15 protein-coding genes and 1 other RNA gene are annotated in these 16,127 nt (G+C 66.2%); 14 read left to right on the forward strand and 2 right to left on the reverse strand.

Features of this window, described 5'->3' with window-relative positions; genetic code table 11:
• Window positions 1-138 precede the first annotated feature (138 nt).
• Entirely contained in the window at window positions 139-981 is an 843-nt protein-coding gene (mutM, locus tag GSQ92_RS22925) for a bifunctional DNA-formamidopyrimidine glycosylase/DNA-(apurinic or apyrimidinic site) lyase (RefSeq protein WP_158806101.1), read from the reverse strand.
• A gap of 28 nt (window positions 982-1,009) precedes the next feature.
• Between mutM and GSQ92_RS22930 the strand changes: the two genes are divergently transcribed.
• The 3 genes from GSQ92_RS22930 to dut all read left to right on the forward strand — a co-directional run bounded on the left by GSQ92_RS22930 (window position 1,010) and on the right by dut (window position 3,537).
• The gene (locus GSQ92_RS22930) at window positions 1,010-1,771 is read left to right on the forward strand and encodes a class I SAM-dependent methyltransferase (protein WP_158805986.1); all 762 of its coding nucleotides are present in this window, start codon (window positions 1,010-1,012) and stop codon (window positions 1,769-1,771) included.
• Window positions 1,772-1,861: 90 nt separating this feature from the next.
• Entirely contained in the window at window positions 1,862-3,085 is a 1,224-nt protein-coding gene (gene coaBC, locus GSQ92_RS22935; protein WP_158805987.1) for a bifunctional phosphopantothenoylcysteine decarboxylase/phosphopantothenate--cysteine ligase CoaBC, read from the forward strand.
• Window positions 3,082-3,537: a dUTP diphosphatase gene (gene dut, locus GSQ92_RS22940; protein ID WP_158805988.1), complete on the forward strand. Its 456-nt coding sequence runs from the start codon at window positions 3,082-3,084 to the stop codon at window positions 3,535-3,537. The genes coaBC and dut overlap by 4 nt, the downstream gene beginning before the upstream one ends.
• Window positions 3,538-3,550: 13 nt before the next feature.
• On the opposite strand, the gene GSQ92_RS22945 is transcribed toward dut, so the two are convergent.
• Window positions 3,551-5,044, reverse strand: coding sequence for a DUF2142 domain-containing protein (locus tag GSQ92_RS22945; RefSeq protein ID WP_159014099.1), 1,494 nt, complete (start codon window positions 5,042-5,044; stop codon window positions 3,551-3,553).
• Window positions 5,045-5,174: 130 nt separating this feature from the next.
• Between GSQ92_RS22945 and GSQ92_RS22950 the strand changes: the two genes are divergently transcribed.
• The 11 genes from GSQ92_RS22950 to GSQ92_RS23000 all read left to right on the forward strand — a co-directional run bounded on the left by GSQ92_RS22950 (window position 5,175) and on the right by GSQ92_RS23000 (window position 16,122).
• On the forward strand, window positions 5,175-6,896 hold the full coding sequence (locus GSQ92_RS22950) for an ABC transporter permease subunit (RefSeq protein ID WP_158805990.1): 1,722 nt from the start codon (window positions 5,175-5,177) through the stop codon (window positions 6,894-6,896).
• 31 nt (window positions 6,897-6,927) lie between these two features.
• A complete protein-coding gene (locus tag GSQ92_RS22955; RefSeq protein ID WP_158805991.1) occupies window positions 6,928-8,286 on the forward strand; it encodes an AAA-associated domain-containing protein in 1,359 nt (452 codons plus the stop codon).
• A 248-nt stretch (window positions 8,287-8,534) separates the two neighbouring features.
• Entirely contained in the window at window positions 8,535-9,713 is a 1,179-nt protein-coding gene (locus GSQ92_RS22960) for a pyridoxal phosphate-dependent aminotransferase (RefSeq protein WP_158805992.1), read from the forward strand.
• Window positions 9,710-10,399, forward strand: coding sequence for a hypothetical protein (locus GSQ92_RS22965; RefSeq protein ID WP_158805993.1), 690 nt, complete (start codon window positions 9,710-9,712; stop codon window positions 10,397-10,399). The genes GSQ92_RS22960 and GSQ92_RS22965 overlap by 4 nt, the downstream gene beginning before the upstream one ends.
• 1 nt (window position 10,400) lies before the next feature.
• On the forward strand, window positions 10,401-11,090 hold the full coding sequence (locus GSQ92_RS22970; RefSeq protein ID WP_158805994.1) for a ribonuclease HII: 690 nt from the start codon (window positions 10,401-10,403) through the stop codon (window positions 11,088-11,090).
• Between the two features lie 50 nt (window positions 11,091-11,140).
• Window positions 11,141-12,229: a DNA methyltransferase gene (locus tag GSQ92_RS22975; protein ID WP_158805995.1), complete on the forward strand. Its 1,089-nt coding sequence runs from the start codon at window positions 11,141-11,143 to the stop codon at window positions 12,227-12,229.
• Between the two features lie 17 nt (window positions 12,230-12,246).
• Window positions 12,247-12,936, forward strand: coding sequence for an N-acetylmuramoyl-L-alanine amidase (locus tag GSQ92_RS22980; RefSeq protein WP_158806102.1), 690 nt, complete (start codon window positions 12,247-12,249; stop codon window positions 12,934-12,936).
• Window positions 12,937-12,968: 32 nt separating this feature from the next.
• An RNA gene (gene rnpB, locus GSQ92_RS22985) (RNase P RNA component class A) lies at window positions 12,969-13,391 on the forward strand.
• Window positions 13,392-13,718: 327 nt separating this feature from the next.
• Window positions 13,719-14,186 carry a division/cell wall cluster transcriptional repressor MraZ gene (gene mraZ, locus GSQ92_RS22990; RefSeq protein WP_158805996.1) on the forward strand — a complete coding sequence of 156 codons (468 nt, stop codon included), beginning with the start codon at window positions 13,719-13,721 and terminating at the stop codon, window positions 14,184-14,186.
• Window positions 14,186-15,127, forward strand: coding sequence for a 16S rRNA (cytosine(1402)-N(4))-methyltransferase RsmH (rsmH, locus tag GSQ92_RS22995; RefSeq protein WP_158805997.1), 942 nt, complete (start codon window positions 14,186-14,188; stop codon window positions 15,125-15,127). Before mraZ ends, rsmH begins: the two co-directional genes overlap by 1 nt.
• Window positions 15,124-16,122, forward strand: coding sequence for a hypothetical protein (locus tag GSQ92_RS23000; RefSeq protein ID WP_158805998.1), 999 nt, complete (start codon window positions 15,124-15,126; stop codon window positions 16,120-16,122). The genes rsmH and GSQ92_RS23000 overlap by 4 nt, the downstream gene beginning before the upstream one ends.
• Window positions 16,123-16,127: the final 5 nt, after the last annotated feature.

A 16,127-nucleotide genomic window follows, 5' to 3' on the forward strand; every position in this document is an offset into this window, starting at 1 on the left:
GTCATCCATCAAAAAACGCGCAGTCCCGGACATGGTGATGTCCCGCCGCGCAAGAAGGCCTCTCTAGGCGGCGCGGCAGCCTGGAGTCAAGCGCGTGGTGGCTTGGCGTGGCATGTCCGGAAGTCTTGGCGTGCGACCTTATCGCTGCGTGCGAGGACAGAAAAATGTGCTCCGCCCAGCTTGCGTCATTTGGCGGATCCCGGGGCAGGGCGGAACGCCAGGGCAACGCTCGCAAGCCAACCCCTGCCGCCCATAGACTTTCCACGCGTGCTGAAAATAGCCGAGCTCACCATCCGGCTGCACATAGTCCCGCAGACTTGAGCCCCCGGCAGCAACCGCTTCGGTGAGCGTTGCCTTGATCGCCGGCACCAGCCGCTCGGCGCGCGCGCCGGGGATAGATGTTGCCAATCGACGCGGGCTTATTCCCGCGCGAAACAACGCCTCCGAAACGTAGATATTGCCCAGGCCGGCGACAACGTGCTGGTCGAGCAGCGCCGCCTTGATGGGCGTACGTTTGCCCGACAGAGCCGCACCGAGAACCGCTGGGGTAAACGCCGCATCCAACGGTTCCGGCCCCATTCCACGCAGCAGGGAATGCGCGTCCTCCTCGACCGTCGGCAGCAAATCGAGCAGCCCGAACCGTCGCGGGTCGATCAAGCCGATCCGCCAGCCGTCCTCGGTCTCGATGACCAAGTGCTCGTGCTTTTCGCCTGGATGGGCGGCGGATGACGGCCGGATCGCCATGCGCCCGGACATGCCGAGGTGCAGGAGCAGGCTGTCACCTCTGTCGAGGCGCATGAGGATATATTTCCCCCGCCGCCGAAAACTCGTGACTCGCGCACCGGTCAGTCTGGCGGCGAGGCCGGCCGGGATCACGCGGCGAAGGTCGCCACGGGACAGCGTAGCCTTGCGGATCACCCGGCCGTCGAGCCGTGCCGCCAGGCCACGCATCACAGTCTCAACTTCAGGGAGTTCCGGCATTGGCCGCACAGGCTATATCCTGTGCCTCATGAGCGAAACCTCCCGCGATATCTCCCCAGACGAGACGGACTTCGGATTCCGCGCTGTGCCGCGCGCGGAGAAGAAATCCATGGTGCGGGCCGTGTTCCAGAGCGTGGCGCCGCGCTACGACCTCATGAACGACCTGATGTCGCTCGGCATCCACCGGGCCTGGAAGCAGATCTTCACAAGCCTGCTCGATCCCCGGCCGGGCAGGAGGCTGCTCGATCTGGCAGGCGGCACGGGTGACATCAGCTTCGGCTGGCTGCGCCGTGGCGGGGGGCCGGCGATCCTCTCGGATATCAACCTCGCGATGCTGGAGGTCGGCCGTGACCGCGCGATCGATCGCGGCCTGATCGGCGACCTTCGTTTTTTGGTGGCGGATGCCGAGGCGCTGCCGATTCCGAGCGGATCCATCGATGTCGTCACCATTGCGTTCGGTCTGCGCAATTGCACGGACAAGGCGGCTGTTCTGGCGGAGGCGCGCCGGGTCCTGCGGCCGGGTGGCCGGTTCTTCTGCCTGGAGTTTTCTCGGCTGGAAGTTGCGGCGCTTATTCCGCTTTACGAGGCTTGGTCCTTCAAGGTCCTGCCGCGGCTCGGCAAGATGTTTGCCGGCGATGCGGAGAGTTACCGATACCTGGCGGAGAGCATCCGGATGTTTCCGGACCAGCAGGAACTCGCGGAGATGATGCGATCGGCAGGACTGGGCCGCGTGGTCCTGCGGAATCTTTCCGGTGGCATCGCGGCGATCCATTCGGGCTGGCGGCTATAGGAGCCAGAGGCTCAGACTGTTGTCATACCAACTTCCGTCGGCCTCGGTCGTTACCGATAGCGATGGGTCGTTGGCTGAGTAGGAATCACGATGGCTGATCTCTCTGGCCTGGCCGGAAAACGTGTTCTCCTCATCGTCTCCGGCGGGATCGCGGCCTACAAGGCGCTCGAACTTATCCGCCTGCTCAAGAAAGAGGATGTCGGCGTGCGCTGTGTGCTGACGCGCGGCGGGGCGCATTTCGTCACCGCGCTCTCCCTGCAAGCGCTGTCGGAAGAAAAGGTACATGAGGACCTCTTCTCGCTGACCGACGAGAGCGAGATGGGACACATCCAGCTTTCCCGCTCAGCCGACCTCCTCGTCGTGGTGCCCGCCTCGGCTGATCTGCTGGCACGGATGGCAGGCGGTCTGGCCGATGACCTCGCGACGACCCTGCTGCTGGCCACCGACAAGCCCGTTCTGGTAGCGCCGGCGATGAATGTGCGGATGTGGCAGCATGCCGCGACAGTCGCCAACCTCGCCACGCTGAAGGCGCGCGGCGTGCAGGTGGCGGAGCCGGGCGAAGGTGCCATGGCCTGCGGTGAATGGGGCCCTGGCCGTCTCGCCGAGCCGCCGGAGATTCTGGAGGCCATCGCGGGCCTTCTGGCGCCTCGGCCGAAGCCGCTCGCCGGGCGTCATGCTCTCGTCACCAGCGGCCCGACCCATGAGCCCATCGACCCCGTGCGCTACATCGCCAATCGCAGCAGCGGCCGCCAAGGCCGTGCCATCGCCGCCGCCCTCGCGGCTCTCGGCGCGCGGGTGACGCTGGTGCGTGGGCCCGTGTCGATCGCCGACCCAACCGGCGTGACGGTGGTGCCGGTCGAGACGGCGGAGCAGATGCGGGACGCCTGCCGTGATGCGCTGCCGGCCGATGTCGCCGTCTTTGTCGCGGCGGTGGCGGATTGGCGGGTCGCGGCGCCTGAGGCGCGGAAGCTCAAGAAGGTGCCGGGCGGTGCGCCGCCGGAACTGCGGCTCGTCGCCAATCCGGATATCCTGGCGGAATTTTCGCTTCCTGGCCCCGATCGCCCGCGTCTTGTCATCGGCTTTGCCGCGGAGACGGACGATCTCGTCGCCAATGCCGTGAGCAAGCGACGGCGTAAGGGATGCGACTGGCTCCTGGCGAACGATGTTTCGAAAGCGGGAGGTGCCATGGGCGGCGCCACGAACAGCATCCAATTCGTGACCGCCGAGGGCGTCGAGAGCTGGCCGCAATTGCCGAAGGAGGCCGTGGCGGCGAGGCTGGCAGAACGCATCGCTGTAGCGTTGGACCCGTCATGACCGGCGGTTCGGCCGAGATCGCGGTTCAGCGGCTGCCTCATGGTGAGGGCTTGCCGTTACCCGGGTATGCCACCGCCGGGGCCGCCGCGATGGATCTGCTCGCGGCGGTGGACTCCCCGCTGGTTCTGGCTCCGGGCGCTCGGGCCGCGGTGCCAACCGGTTTGATGGTGGCGCTACCGTCGGGCCACGAGTTGCAGATTCGGCCGCGCTCGGGGTTGGCGCTCAATCACGGGCTGCTGGTGGCGAACTCGCCGGGAACGGTGGACGAGGATTACCGGGGGGAGATCAAGGTCATCCTCCTCAACACGGGCGACGCGGCCTTCACCGTCACACGAGGCTTGCGTATCGCCCAGGCGGTGCTGGCGCCGGTGACGCGGGCGGTGTGGCGGGAGGTTGAGGCGCTGGACGAGACGGCCAGGGGTTCCGGAGGCTTCGGATCGACAGGCACATAACGAAAACTGCATGTCACGGCCAGTAATAGGCTCGCAGGATCACCAGCGGCGTGGCGATAAGCCCGGCGCAAAGCGCGGCGACGGGCAGAATGACCCAAACGCCTCGCGGCAGGCGAAGCAGTATGCGGAACCTGGGTATCGCGAGGATGAGAATGGGCAGGAGGGGCAGAAAGTAGCGCCCCTGCACACCCTCGATCAGCGACGCGCCGACCGGCGTCCAGGTCATATAAAGGGTTAGATATATAAGCAACAAACAACACAGGAGCATGCCCAGCACGGCGAGACGCCCGAGCGTCGCGTGGGGGCTCGCTTCAGGCGTTGCGCGAGTGGGTTCCGGCTTGGGGATCGCAACGGCGGTCAGTCCCGCCGCGATGGCGGCGAACCACAGAGCATAGACTGGCAAGGGCAGGGGGATGTCGAGGAAGCCGAAGAGGCCGACGCACTCCTCGCTCAGGGTCTTCCAATGTGCCGCCAGGGAATGCAGCGGCAGAAGCACGGCCTGGACGGGATGATGCAGCAGCACTGTGAGTTGCGCGCCGGCATTGGACGAGCGGAAGAGCCGATGAGGATCGCCCGGCCAAAGCGGACCGGGCAGGTAATCGACGCCCGCCCGGAGCGGCACGGCGACCCAACGGGCCACCGCCGCTGACCATAGAAGTGCGGGTGCAGCCATAAGAGCGCTCTTCAGCAGGCGCTCGCATAGCGGGCGGCCAGGTGATCCCGCGACGAATGGCAGCAGGACGAGCGGCAAATACGGCGGCCTCTGCATGATGACGAGCGCGAAGATCACCGCGCCCCACCAGTCGCCCCGGCGATCTCCGCGCGTGAAGAGAGAGACGCCGAGGCAGGCGAGTGCGATCAGCAGCCCGTCCTGCCCGGCGGCGGAGGCAAGGGCCAGCGTCATCGGCAGGCCCAGCACGACCAGCAGCATCAGGCGGCCACGACGCGCGAGCAGCAAAGCGAGGCCGCCGATCGCGAGGAAGACGGCCACATTGGCGAACCTTGCCCAATGGATCGCGGCATAGGGGCCGAAGCCCAGCAGGCGCGCCGTCCCGAGGCCCATCGCGGCGGGAATGTAGGTCAGCGGTCCGTAAGCGGCCGTGTTCGGCGCGCTCATGAAAATCGGCTTTGGCCACCAGGGTAGCGACCGCAGCATCTTCAGCCGCGCCGGAGAGACCTTCTTCTGTGCCAGAGGCGTAAGAAGATCGAAGCCCTGGGCGGCGACCGCGAGGCCAGGATCGGAGGTCACTCCGGCGTCCGGCGCTCCGGTTCCCGGGTTGAGCGTCGCGACCCTGTGCCCGATCAACTGGCCGTGGAGCAGGCTATCCGCGCGCATGAGATGCATCGGCTCGTCGGGCGGCTCGCCTGTCGGCATCATCACGGCGAGGATCAGCAGCACCGGGGCCGCCAGCAGCACGAAGGCGAGAACGGCCAGCCAGCGTTCCGTGACCTTCGGCCGCGCCCTGGGCTCGGCGGTCTCTGCGAGGCCGCGGCGATCCAGTTCCAAGGAAGCGCGCCCTGTCATCGCTTCGTCATCCAGCATCCAGGTGACAGGCGGCGGCGCACTAGGATAGAGGCCCCTACACAAACCGTCGGCGTCCTCCTAAGCGATCAATCCCACCTATCCAAGGCGCCGCATGACGATTTTGGCTCCGCCTGCCTTCGTGAACGGCCGCCGCATGCCCAATCTTTGGGACGGTGCGGCGATCCTCTGCGTGCTCGGTGTCCTGGTTCTGGTCGCCCATGCGGCGCAGGGAACGCTGGCGCCGCTGCCGCATCCGAATGCGACGCCAATCCATCTCGATCCGCGCTATCTGCCCTTCTACGCGCTCCGCACCACCATGCGGATGTTCGCCGCGCTCTTCTTCTCGGGCCTCTTCACCCTGACCGTGGCGCCGCTGGCCGCCAAAAGCCGACGTATCGGGCTCATTCTGATCCCGGCGCTCGATATCCTGCAGTCTGTGCCGATCCTGGGCTTTCTCTCTTTCACAGTGCTGTTCTTCATGAGCCTGTTTCCCGGCCGCGTGCTGGGGGCGGAACTCGCGGCCATCTTCGCGATCTTCACAAGCCAGGCCTGGAATATGGCCTTCAGCTTCTATCAGTCTCTCACCACCGTGCCGCGCGATCTCGACGAGGCGTCCCGCGCCTTCCGGCTGACCACCTGGCAGCGGTTCTGGCGGCTGGAGGTTCCCTTCGCCATGCCGGGCCTGGTGTTCAACACCATGCTGTCGATGTCCGGCGGCTGGTTCTTCGTGGTCGCGTCGGAGGCGGTGACGGTCGGCAATACGACCTTTCTGCTGCCAGGGATCGGTTCCTACGTCTCGGTCGCGCTCCAGCAGCGCAACCTGCTCGCGGTTTTCTACGCCATCCTCGCGATGCTCGCGGTCATCCTGATCTACGACCAGCTTCTGTTCCGCCCGCTCGTTGCCTGGTCGGCGAAGTTCCGCTTCGAGATGACGAGCGGCGGCGGCGTGCGCGACCCCTGGGTGCTGAGCCTGGTCCGCCGCACCCACCTGTTGCGGGTGATGGGCGAGGCGCTCGGGGATTTCGCGGCGCGGCTCGGTGGCCTCCGCCTGCGGGTCTCGGTCTTCGCCGGGCTGGAGCGGCGCGCCAATCCCCGGGTCGTCGATGTATTGTGGTTCGGCTTTATCGGTATCCTGGTGGCGCTCGCGCTGTGGCGCATCGTTGCCTTCGTCGCCGGCACGATCACGCTTAGCGAGTTCGGCCATGTGGTTCTGCTCGGAGCCTATACGCTCGCGCGGGTTGCCGCTGCGATCGTGATCTGCACCCTCGTCTGGGTGCCCATTGGAGTATGGATCGGGCTGCGGCCGCGCTGGGCGCAGCTTATCCAGCCGATTGCGCAGTTCCTCGCGGCCTTCCCGGCGAACCTGCTGTTCCCGGTCATCGTCATCGTCATTGTCCGCTTCGCGCTCAATCCGAATATCTGGCTGACGCCGCTGATGATCCTCGGCACGCAGTGGTACATTCTGTTCAATGTCGTGGCCGGCGCCTCGGCCTTCCCCACGGATCTCAAGGAGGCTTCCGCCAATCTGCGCGTGCGGGGGCTGCTATGGTGGCGCCGCGTCATCATTCCCGGCATTTTCCCCTATTACGTTACGGGCGCGCTAACCGCTTCGGGCGCCGCCTGGAACAGCTCGATTGTCGCCGAGGTGGCGTCCTGGGGTCACACCACGCTGACGGCCACCGGCCTCGGCGCCTATATCGCTGAGGCAACGACCAATGGGAACGGCGCCGGCATTATGCTCGGCGTCTGCGTCATGACGGGCTACGTCTTCCTGCTAAACCGCGTGCTGTGGCGCCCGCTGCATGCTTATGCCGTCCGCCGCCTGACCTTCTAACCGAGAACCCCCGGCTTCCGGAGTGCCGCCCATGGACCAGATCGCACCCGTCGAGGGCAAGGCCGCGGGAGAATTGCTCGTCCGCGTCGAGGGCTGCCGCCAATCCTACCACAAGGAAGCTTCGGCCGACGTCATCGTGCTCGACGATGTCAATCTGTCGCTGCGGCAGGGCGAGATCGTCGGGCTGCTCGGCCGCTCCGGCTCGGGGAAATCGACGCTGCTGCGCATCGTTTCCGGCCTGCTCAAACCGACAGCGGGCGAGGTGCGTTGGCGCGGCAAGCTGCTCGATGGCCCGGCCGAGGGCGTGGCGATGGTTTTCCAGAGCTTCGCGCTGTTTCCGTGGCTGACAGTCGAGGAGAATGTCGAGCTTGGGCTGGAGGCGCAGGGTGTGGCGCGCGCGGAGCGTCATAGCCGCGCCGAGGATGCGATCGATCTGATCGGGTTGGGCGGGTACGAGAACGCCTATCCGAAGGAGATGTCAGGCGGCATGCGCCAGCGCGTCGGCCTCGCCCGCGCCTTGGTGGTCCATCCCGACCTGCTGCTGATGGACGAGCCCTTCAGCGCGCTCGACGTGCTGACGGCGGAAACGCTGCGCACCGATCTCATCGAGCTTTGGTCGGAAGGGCGGCTGCCGGTGAAGTCGATCCTGATCGTAACGCATAACATCGAGGAGGCGGTGCTGATGTGCGACCGCATCCTGGTGTTCTCCTCAAATCCGGGCCGTGTCGCGAGCGAATTGCTGGTGTCATTTCCGCATCCGCGCAATCGGCTGGACCCCGCGTTCCGCCAGATGGTGGACGACATCTACGCGCTGATGACGCGGCGCCCCGTCGAGCCGCCCAAGCCGCTGGTGGCGGAGCGCGGCACTGTGGCCGCGGCGCCGCAGAGGACAACGGAACCTCTCCCGACGGTTTCCACCAATCTCATGGCAGGACTCATGGAGACGATCGCTGGCGAGCCTTACAATGGCCGCGCCGATCTGCCGGCCCTCGCGAACGCCTTTCAGATGGAGGCGGATGAGTTGCTGCCGATTGGCGAGGCCTTGCAGCTACTCGGCTTCGCGGTGTTCGAGGAGGGCGACATCGGCCTCACCGATAACGGCCGTGGTTTCGTTGAGGCTGAGACCGACGAGCGCAAGGAGCTTTTCGCCGCCGCGGCCCGGCTGCATGTACCGCTGATCGCCCAGATCAAGCAGGTGCTGGAGGAGCGCTGGAATCACCGCGCCCCGGCGCTGCGCTTCCGCGATGAGCTGGAGGACCACATGTCTCCGGATTACGCAGCAGCCACGATGCGCGTCGTGATTTCATGGGGCCGCTACGGCGAATTGTTTGGCTACGATCAGGAGGCTGATCAGTTCACGTTGGAAGACGAGGACGAGAAGGAAGATTGAGAGGGGTTCCCTGGGCGTTTTCGATTTCCACCTTGAGTAATTGGCGAGTGTGATGATCGATACGGAACCGTTTCGCAAAGATCCGTCATGGCACGCGGAGGCGTGCCATCCACGCCTTGCCTTCGTCACGCAAGCAAAGGCGTGGATGCTCGGCCTTCGCCGAGCATGACGTGAGAGAGTGGTTCCCGACCAACAATCCTGAAATCCGCCTCTCGCTTCGGCGCGGCGGGCTGTGGTAGCCGGGGCAGATGGTGTCGCCACAGTTTGATCTCGCAAAACTTCCCGGTTCCCGGATCGTCTCGGTGGCCCGTCTCGCCTTCGGACATCCGGAGACCGACATTCTGTGCTTCGGCGAATCCGACCAGCCGAGCCCCCATGGCGCGCGCACGGCATTGCTGGAAGCGCTCGACCGCGGTGAGACGCGCTATCCGGATGTGCGCGGCTTGCCATCCCTGCGGGAATCGATCGCCGAATACCTCACCGGACTGCATGTGCGGCCGGTCGATGAAAGCCGCATCCTCGTTACCGCCTCGGGCATGGCGGCGCTCGCCATCGCGCTGAGCGCCATCGTGACGCCCGGCAGTCGCGTCGTTTTGCACGAGCCCGCCTGGCCCAATGCCGGCAATGCCGCGCGGCTCCGTGGTGCCGAGGTGGTGGTGGTGCCGTTGGACGCGTCGCCGGAGGGGCGTTTCAGCCTGGACCTCGCCAAGCTGGATGCCGCGCTGGCCGGCGCGCGCTGCTTCATCCTGAACTCACCGAATAACCCGACCGGCTGGACCGCGACGGCGGAGGAATTGCGCGCCATTCTCGAACTCTGCCGGCGGCACGGCTGCTGGCTGTTGTCGGACGAAGTCTATAGCCGGCTCGTCTATGACGGTTCAGGCGTGGCACCCTCCATCCTGGACATCGCAGGGCCGGATGATCGGGTCATCGTCTGCAATAGTTTCAGCAAGACCTGGGTGATGACCGGCTGGCGGCTCGGCTGGCTGGTGGTGCCCGAGGGCACGCGTGATGACCTCGCCGAACTCATCGAGGTCACGCATTCCGGTGTCGCGCCCTTCATCCAGCGCGGCGGCCTCGCGGCCATCGCTGATCCCACGGCGCTGCTCGGCTTCCGTGCCCATTGCGCCGAGGGGCGGGAGATCTTCCGGCAACAGGTCGCGGGACTGCCGGGCGTCATCTACGCATCGCCCGATGGCGCCTTCTACGCTTTCCTCAAAGTGGCCGGTGTGCGGGATACCGTCGCCCTCGCCCAGGATCTGGTGATCCATCACAAGGTCGCCGTCGCACCCGGCTCGGCTTTTGGCGAGAGCGGCGAGGGGTGGTTGCGCGTCTGCTTCGCGATCGCGCCGGACCGTTTGTCGCGTGCGGTCAGCCGGCTTGCCCAGGGATTGGCGGCGCTCGCGCCGGCGAACCGGGCGGCATGAACCTTTGTTCGGTCTGTGGCGCCCCGGTGCGCCCGCCCTATGAACCACCGGCGGCGGAACTCTCGCCCGATCTGGACTTTCGGCAGGGTGAGCCCGCGCGTTCGACGCTGAAGCGCTGGATTGCCGAATGTTCGGGCTGCGGCGCCGCCGCTCCGGACCTCACTGCGCTCTCGACCGAGAGCGGAGAAGTCGTGCGGAGCGATCCGGAATATGCGGCGATCCGAAGTCAGGCGCCGGCTTTCGCGCGGCCGTTTTTGCTCTGGGCGCTGATTTGCCAGCGCGGGGACAAGCAATGGGGCGCCGCTGAGGCGCTGCTACAAGCCGCCTGGTCGGCCGATGATGCCGACGAAGCCGAATGGGCTGTGGCGTGGCGCGCTCAGGCCGCCGGGCTTTGGCCGGAGAGCAAGGAAACTCGCCCGCGCCTTTGCCTGATCGATATCTACCGCCGCGCCGGAGACTTCCCGAATGCCGCCGCGGTCGCGGAATCCTTGGCCTTGTCCGAACTCGACGAGTCCTCCGTCGCGATCCTCGATTTCCAGCGGCGGCTGGTGGCGGCGCGAGAGACGGGTCGGCAATTGCTGAGCAGCGCGCTGCGGCCACCGGCGACGCGCCCGCATGTTTCCTACAAGCAGAAGATGGCGCCGCGCCCTGGCGGGTTCTGGCATCGCCTGATGGGACGCGGCTGACATGGCGCCGCATTTCCGCATCGAGAAGTCGCTCGGCGGCCGGGTGGCGGGGCTGGACGAGGTTGGGCGCGGGCCGCTCGCCGGTCCGGTCGTCGCGGCGGCCGTGGTTTTCCCGCGTGGTCTGCCGCGCGGCCTGGGTAAGCTGCTCGATGACTCGAAGCGCCTCACCGCGGAAAAGCGGCTGGCCGCCTCGATCGCGCTCTATGCTTGCGGCGCGGCGGAGATCGGGGTCGGCGCGGCTTCGGTGGCGGAGATCGCGCGCCTCAACATCCTGCATGCGAGCCTGCTTGCCATGCGCCGCGCGGTCGCCAAGCTGCCGAGCCCGCCGGATCATGCGCTGGTCGATGGCAACATGCCGCCGAAACTGACTTGCGCCGTGCGCTGCGTGATCGGCGGCGACGCGACCAGCTTCTCGATCGCCGCTGCCTCGATCATCGCGAAGGTGGCGCGCGACCGGCTGATGGCCCGACTCGCTGTGCGCTTCCCGCATTACGGCTGGGAGACCAATGCCGGATACGGCACGCCCTTCCATTGCGCCGCGCTGGCCGAGGTCGGGGTAACGCACCACCACCGCCATGGTTTCGCTCCGGTGCGGGCGATTCTGGCGGGGGCGCTGGGGTCGCAGGCTAGCCTGGATTGGGAGATGCTTGACCCGGCATCGCCGATGCTGATCAACTCGCCAGCCGGATAGACTTCTTGCATGCGGAACAGATGCGCCGTGCGGCGCCGGTGGCGCGCGGCATGAGGGGAAACGTGGACCTCACCCGCGACCTGCCGCTCGACCAGCTTCTGCTGGGCGACTGCATCCAGCACATGCGGATGCTGCCGCCGGCCTCGGTTCACTGCGTCTTCGCGGATCCGCCCTATAACCTGCAGCTACAGGGCCAGCTTCGCCGCCCTGATGACAGCCTGGTCGATGGCGTTGACGAGGAGTGGGACCGCTTCACCGACTTCGCCGAATACGACCGCTTCACGCGCGAATGGCTCACCGAATGCCGCCGCCTGCTGCGGAAGGACGGCACGCTGTGGGTGGTCGGCTCCTACCACAATATCTTCCGCATCGGCGCGATCCTGCAGGAACTCGGCTTCTGGGTGCTCAACGACATCATTTGGCGCAAGGCCAATCCGATGCCGAATTTCCGCGGCCGCCGCTTCACCAATGCCCATGAGACGCTGATCTGGGCCGCGCGCGGCAGGGACAGCCGCTATCGCTTCAACTATCAGGCGATGAAGACCTCCAACGACGATCTGCAAATGCGGAGCGACTGGTTCATCCCGCTCTGCGGCGGGCCTGAGCGGCTGCGCAACCAGCACGGCCTGAAACTGCATCCAACGCAGAAGCCCGAGGCGCTATTGCATCGCGTCCTGCTGGCATCGACGGCCGAGGAGGATATCGTGCTCGACCCCTTCGCGGGCACCGGCACGACCGCTGTCGTCGCCAAGCGTTTGCATCGGCACTTCATCGGGATCGAGCGTCATCCCGCCTATGTCGAGGCGGCCTGGGGGCGGCTGCGCGAGACCAAGCTGCTGAGCCTGCAGGCGCGTTCCGTTACGGTGTCGCGCAAGGAGATGCCGCGCATCGCTTTCGGCACGCTGGTCGAGAGTGGTGCTATCGCGGCCGGTACAGTGCTGACGGATCGTCAGCGGCGGGTGTCCGCCGTGGTGGGCGCCGATGGCAGTGTGAGTGCAGGCAATATGCGCGGGTCGATCCACAAGGTGGGTGCCGCGTTGCAAAGCGCGCCGTCCTGCAATGGCTGGACCTTCTGGCATTTCGAGCGCGCGGGCGTGCTGGTGCCGCTCGACGTGCTGCGCCAGCCGCCTCCCGCCTAGGGTTGTTGCTGTTGCGGCTGATCCAGGATCGCCCCTCGCCGAACCACGACGCGCGGGAGGAGCCGGTCGATATCCTGGTGCTGCATTATACCGGCATGCAGAGCGCGGAAGCCGCCATCGAGCGGCTATGCGATCCGGCCTCCCGCGTCTCCGCGCATTATGTCGTCGAGGAGGACGGCCGCATCTGGCGGCTGGTAAAGGAAGGGCGGCGGGCGTGGCATGCCGGCGTGTCCTTCTGGCGCGGCAACGAGACGCTGAACGGCCGCTCAATCGGCATTGAAATTGTCAATCCGGGCCACGAATGGGGCTACCGGCCGTTTCCATCGGCGCAAATGGCGGCGGTGACGGAGCTGTGCCAGGGCATTCTGTCGCGTCACGCCATCCCCGCGCGCAACATCGTCGGGCATAGCGACATCGCACCGGACCGCAAGCAGGACCCGGGCGAGCTTTTCGATTGGCCGGGTCTAGCGCAGTCGGACATCGGTCTGTGGCCGGACTTCTCGGCCGCGCCCTCAATCCAGGCCTCGGCCGAGCGGCTGCGCGCCGATCTCGGCCGTATCGGCTATCCGATCTCCGGCGACCTTGCGACCGTCGTCACCGCCTTCCAGCGCCGCTACCGTCCGGCGCGGGTGGATGGCCAAGGCGATGGCGAAACCGTCGCGCGCGCGGCCTTGCTCGCAACGCTTGTGGACGGCGCCGTGGGTTGACGGCGCTAACCTCGCGGCGCAAGGACACGCGGCCAGACGGTTGGACGGCCGCTGTCATGCTCGCAAGGGTGTGGTGGAGGAAAGTCCGGGCTCCACGGGAATGCGGTGCCGGCTAACGGCCGGCGGGGGCGACCCCAGGGAAAGTGCCACAGAAAACAAACCGCCCACCGAGGTCGGACGCAGGTCCGGCTCGTGGGTAAGGGTGAAACGGTGCGGTAAGAGCGCACCGCCCCGGCGGTAACGTCGGGGGCAGGGCAAACCCCACCGGGAGCAAGACCGAATAGGGGCGGCCGGCGAGATGGCATGCGCGAGCATGGCGTGGACGCGAGGGCATTCCCGCCCAGTCGCCCGGGTTGGTCGCGTGAGGCACGCCGCGAGGCGGGTCCCAGAGGAATGGCCGTCCAAGACCGCGCGAGCGGTCCGGACAGAACCCGGCTTACAGACCGTCTGGCGCTTTCAAGGCAGGATTTTGGCAATATATCGTTTTTGAAACGAACAGCTAAAACATTGCGAAAGCATTAAACCCAATATTCAAAACAAGAACAGATCATAAACAAGGAGTGGCTTCGGGCTTTGTCAGTCAGCGTAAGTGGAGCCGCCTAATTCTTTGTTTTTCACAGAGTTTCCTCGGATTTTTCCTGTCCCAATTTGGTAAATCCCTTTGACGCCCAATTTTGCCCATGGTAACCCATGACATCCCAAACGAAGCCGTGATCGTTTGAACGGGTTCGTTTCAGTAGCGCCAGGGCAGGCAGAGCCAACGGGAATGGAAAGGGGGCCGGATGACGCATTTCCTCGGCACCCACCAGAACAGGTTGGACGCAAAAGGACGCGTTTCGGTTCCAGCGACTTTTCGTTCCGCGCTTAAGGCTCTGGACGATGGGCAAGAGGGTGGCGCCGGCATGGTGCTGCGGCCGTCCCACAAGCATGATTGCATCGAGGCTTGGCCGCTTGCGACGTTCAAGGAACTCGCGAATCCGCTCGATCGCCTCGACCTCTTTAGCGAAGCGCATGATGATCTGGCGTCCGCGCTTTACGCGGATTCCTACGCGCTGGAAGCCGACAAAGAGGGTCGCATTATTCTTCCGGAGCCGTTAGTCGCCCATGCTGGATTAACGGACATAATTGTCTTCATGGGACTCGGACGGATCTTCCAGATTTGGGAACCCGCGGCCGCGGAGCGTCGCCGGGCGGAGGCGCGAGACCGGGCGAGGGCGCGCAGCCTGACGCTGCCCGGAGGAACCACCTGATGTCTCGCCATCTCCCTGTCATGTTGACCGAGGTTCTGCTGGCCCTCGCGCCGGCCGAAGGTGCCGTGTACCTGGACGGAACCTTTGGTGGCGGCGGTTATACCGCCGCGATCCTTGGCGCCGCGCAATGCACCGTCTGGGCGATCGATCGTGATCCGGATGCGATCGCGCGCGGAGCCGCTCTCGTCGCGGCGCATCCTGGCCGATTGCATCTGATCGAAGGTCGCTTCGGCGATCTCCTCCGTCTGCTCGCCGAGCGCGAGGTTGGAGCGCTTGACGGTGTGGTGCTCGATCTCGGTGTTTCCTCCTTCCAGATCGATCAGGCGGAGCGCGGTTTCAGCTTCCGCCAGGATGGTCCGCTCGACATGCGGATGGGCCGGGAAGGGACGAGCGCCGCCGATCTCGTCCGCGACATGCCAGTTGACGATCTTGCGGACCTGCTCTTCCGATTCGGCGAGGAGCGGCAGTCCCGCCGTATCGCGCGCGCGATCGTGGCGGCACGGGCCGAGACGCCGATCACCACCACCGGGCGGCTTGCCAGCATCATCCGCAGCGTCATGCCGAAGGATGGCTCTGGCATCGATCCCGCGACGCGCAGTTTCCAGGCACTACGCATCGGCGTGAACGATGAGCTGGGCGAGATCGAACGCGGTCTGGCTCAGGCTTGCCGCGCACTGCGGCCGGGCGGCCGGCTGGTCGTCGTTTCTTTCCATTCCCTCGAAGATCGGATCGTCAAGCGCTTCATGACAGATGCCTCCGGCCTCACCCCCGCGCCGTCCCGCCATGATCCTCGCGGCCTGATGCAGATGGGAAGACCGGAGTATCGGTTGCTCACGCGGCGCGCATTGAGACCGAGCGAGGCAGAGGTTGCCGCAAACCCCCGCGCACGCAGTGCCCGGCTGCGCGCTTTATGCCGCATCGAGGCGGAGGCCGCCGCATGATCCGTCCTGTCACCTGCATCTGTCTCGTGCTCGCCGCCGGTTCGGGTCTCTATCTGTATCAGGTCAAGCAACGGGCTTTCGTGCTCGATGCTGATCTGCGCTCGACTTATCACTCGATCGACATGGCGCGCGACCGCACGCGCATGCTGCGCGCCGACTGGGCGCTCATGAACGATCCCGAGCGGCTCCAGGCGCTCGCCGACCAGTATCTTTCGCTCAAGCCGATGGCGCCGTCCCAGCTCAAGACGCTCGACCAGCTTGCTTCCGCGCTGCCGGCACCGGGCACGACGCGAGACGGCAAGCCCATCGTCCCGGTCCCCGCGCTGCCGGGGCCGTCGCTCGGTGTTCCAATGGTCTCGGCGACGCCGCCGAAGCTCCCTGGCGTAGCTGATACCGGGCCGCGGCTTGCTCTGGCGCCGCCTGTGCAAGTCACAACGCCCTTGCAGGCGGCACCGCCCGACCAGACAGCGCTTCAGGCACCTTCGGCCCAGCCAACGCCCGATGTTTCGCTGGACGCGGACGCGGATGCGCTGCCGGAGCCGCCCGTCGCTCAGCCGCCCGCGCCGCCTTTGGCGGCGTCGGCGCCGGATACGCAGGTCGCCGTCAACGCGCCTCTCGCCCCGCCGCGTCCCCTCGCGCCACCGGCCGTTGCGAAGCGGCCAGCGCATGTGCGTGCCGCGGCGCACAAGCCGGAGCCGCCGACTGACCAAATCGCCAGCGGTGATGCGACGACTTCCGCCGCTGGTCTGGCACCCGCCATCGCGAGGCCGCGCCACCACCATCAAGCGGCGCCGAGCTTCGTGCGTGCTCCTGGCCAACTCTATGCGGCGAACGAGCCTCCCGCACGGCCACCGGCGCCGTTGCGGACCGCAATGCCGATGCGCATCACGCCGCCGGCCGCGACCGTTATGTATAGGGCGCCAGTATCCGGCTCCTCGCTCGGCATGGCGGCCGCTGATTTGCCGCCGCCGCGTCCGCTCTACTCGTCGCAATAGGCGCC

Source organism: Acidisoma sp. S159, assembly GCF_009766125.1.
GTDB lineage: Bacteria > Pseudomonadota > Alphaproteobacteria > Acetobacterales > Acetobacteraceae > Acidisoma.

Coding starts and splice junctions, on each gene's coding strand:
- GSQ92_RS22930 (WP_158805986.1), top strand. CDS start 1,010: ATGAGCGAAACCTCCCGCGATATCTCCCCAGACGAGACGGACTTCGGA.
- GSQ92_RS22965 (WP_158805993.1), top strand. CDS start 9,710: ATGAACCTTTGTTCGGTCTGTGGCGCCCCGGTGCGCCCGCCCTATGAA.
- GSQ92_RS22960 (WP_158805992.1), top strand. CDS start 8,535: ATGGTGTCGCCACAGTTTGATCTCGCAAAACTTCCCGGTTCCCGGATC.
- rsmH (WP_158805997.1), top strand. CDS start 14,186: ATGTCTCGCCATCTCCCTGTCATGTTGACCGAGGTTCTGCTGGCCCTC.
- GSQ92_RS23000 (WP_158805998.1), top strand. CDS start 15,124: ATGATCCGTCCTGTCACCTGCATCTGTCTCGTGCTCGCCGCCGGTTCG.
- mraZ (WP_158805996.1), top strand. CDS start 13,719: ATGACGCATTTCCTCGGCACCCACCAGAACAGGTTGGACGCAAAAGGA.
- GSQ92_RS22950 (WP_158805990.1), top strand. CDS start 5,175: ATGACGATTTTGGCTCCGCCTGCCTTCGTGAACGGCCGCCGCATGCCC.
- GSQ92_RS22955 (WP_158805991.1), top strand. CDS start 6,928: ATGGACCAGATCGCACCCGTCGAGGGCAAGGCCGCGGGAGAATTGCTC.
- GSQ92_RS22975 (WP_158805995.1), top strand. CDS start 11,141: ATGAGGGGAAACGTGGACCTCACCCGCGACCTGCCGCTCGACCAGCTT.
- mutM (WP_158806101.1), bottom strand. CDS start 981: ATGCCGGAACTCCCTGAAGTTGAGACTGTGATGCGTGGCCTGGCGGCA.
- dut (WP_158805988.1), top strand. CDS start 3,082: ATGACCGGCGGTTCGGCCGAGATCGCGGTTCAGCGGCTGCCTCATGGT.
- GSQ92_RS22970 (WP_158805994.1), top strand. CDS start 10,401: ATGGCGCCGCATTTCCGCATCGAGAAGTCGCTCGGCGGCCGGGTGGCG.
- coaBC (WP_158805987.1), top strand. CDS start 1,862: ATGGCTGATCTCTCTGGCCTGGCCGGAAAACGTGTTCTCCTCATCGTC.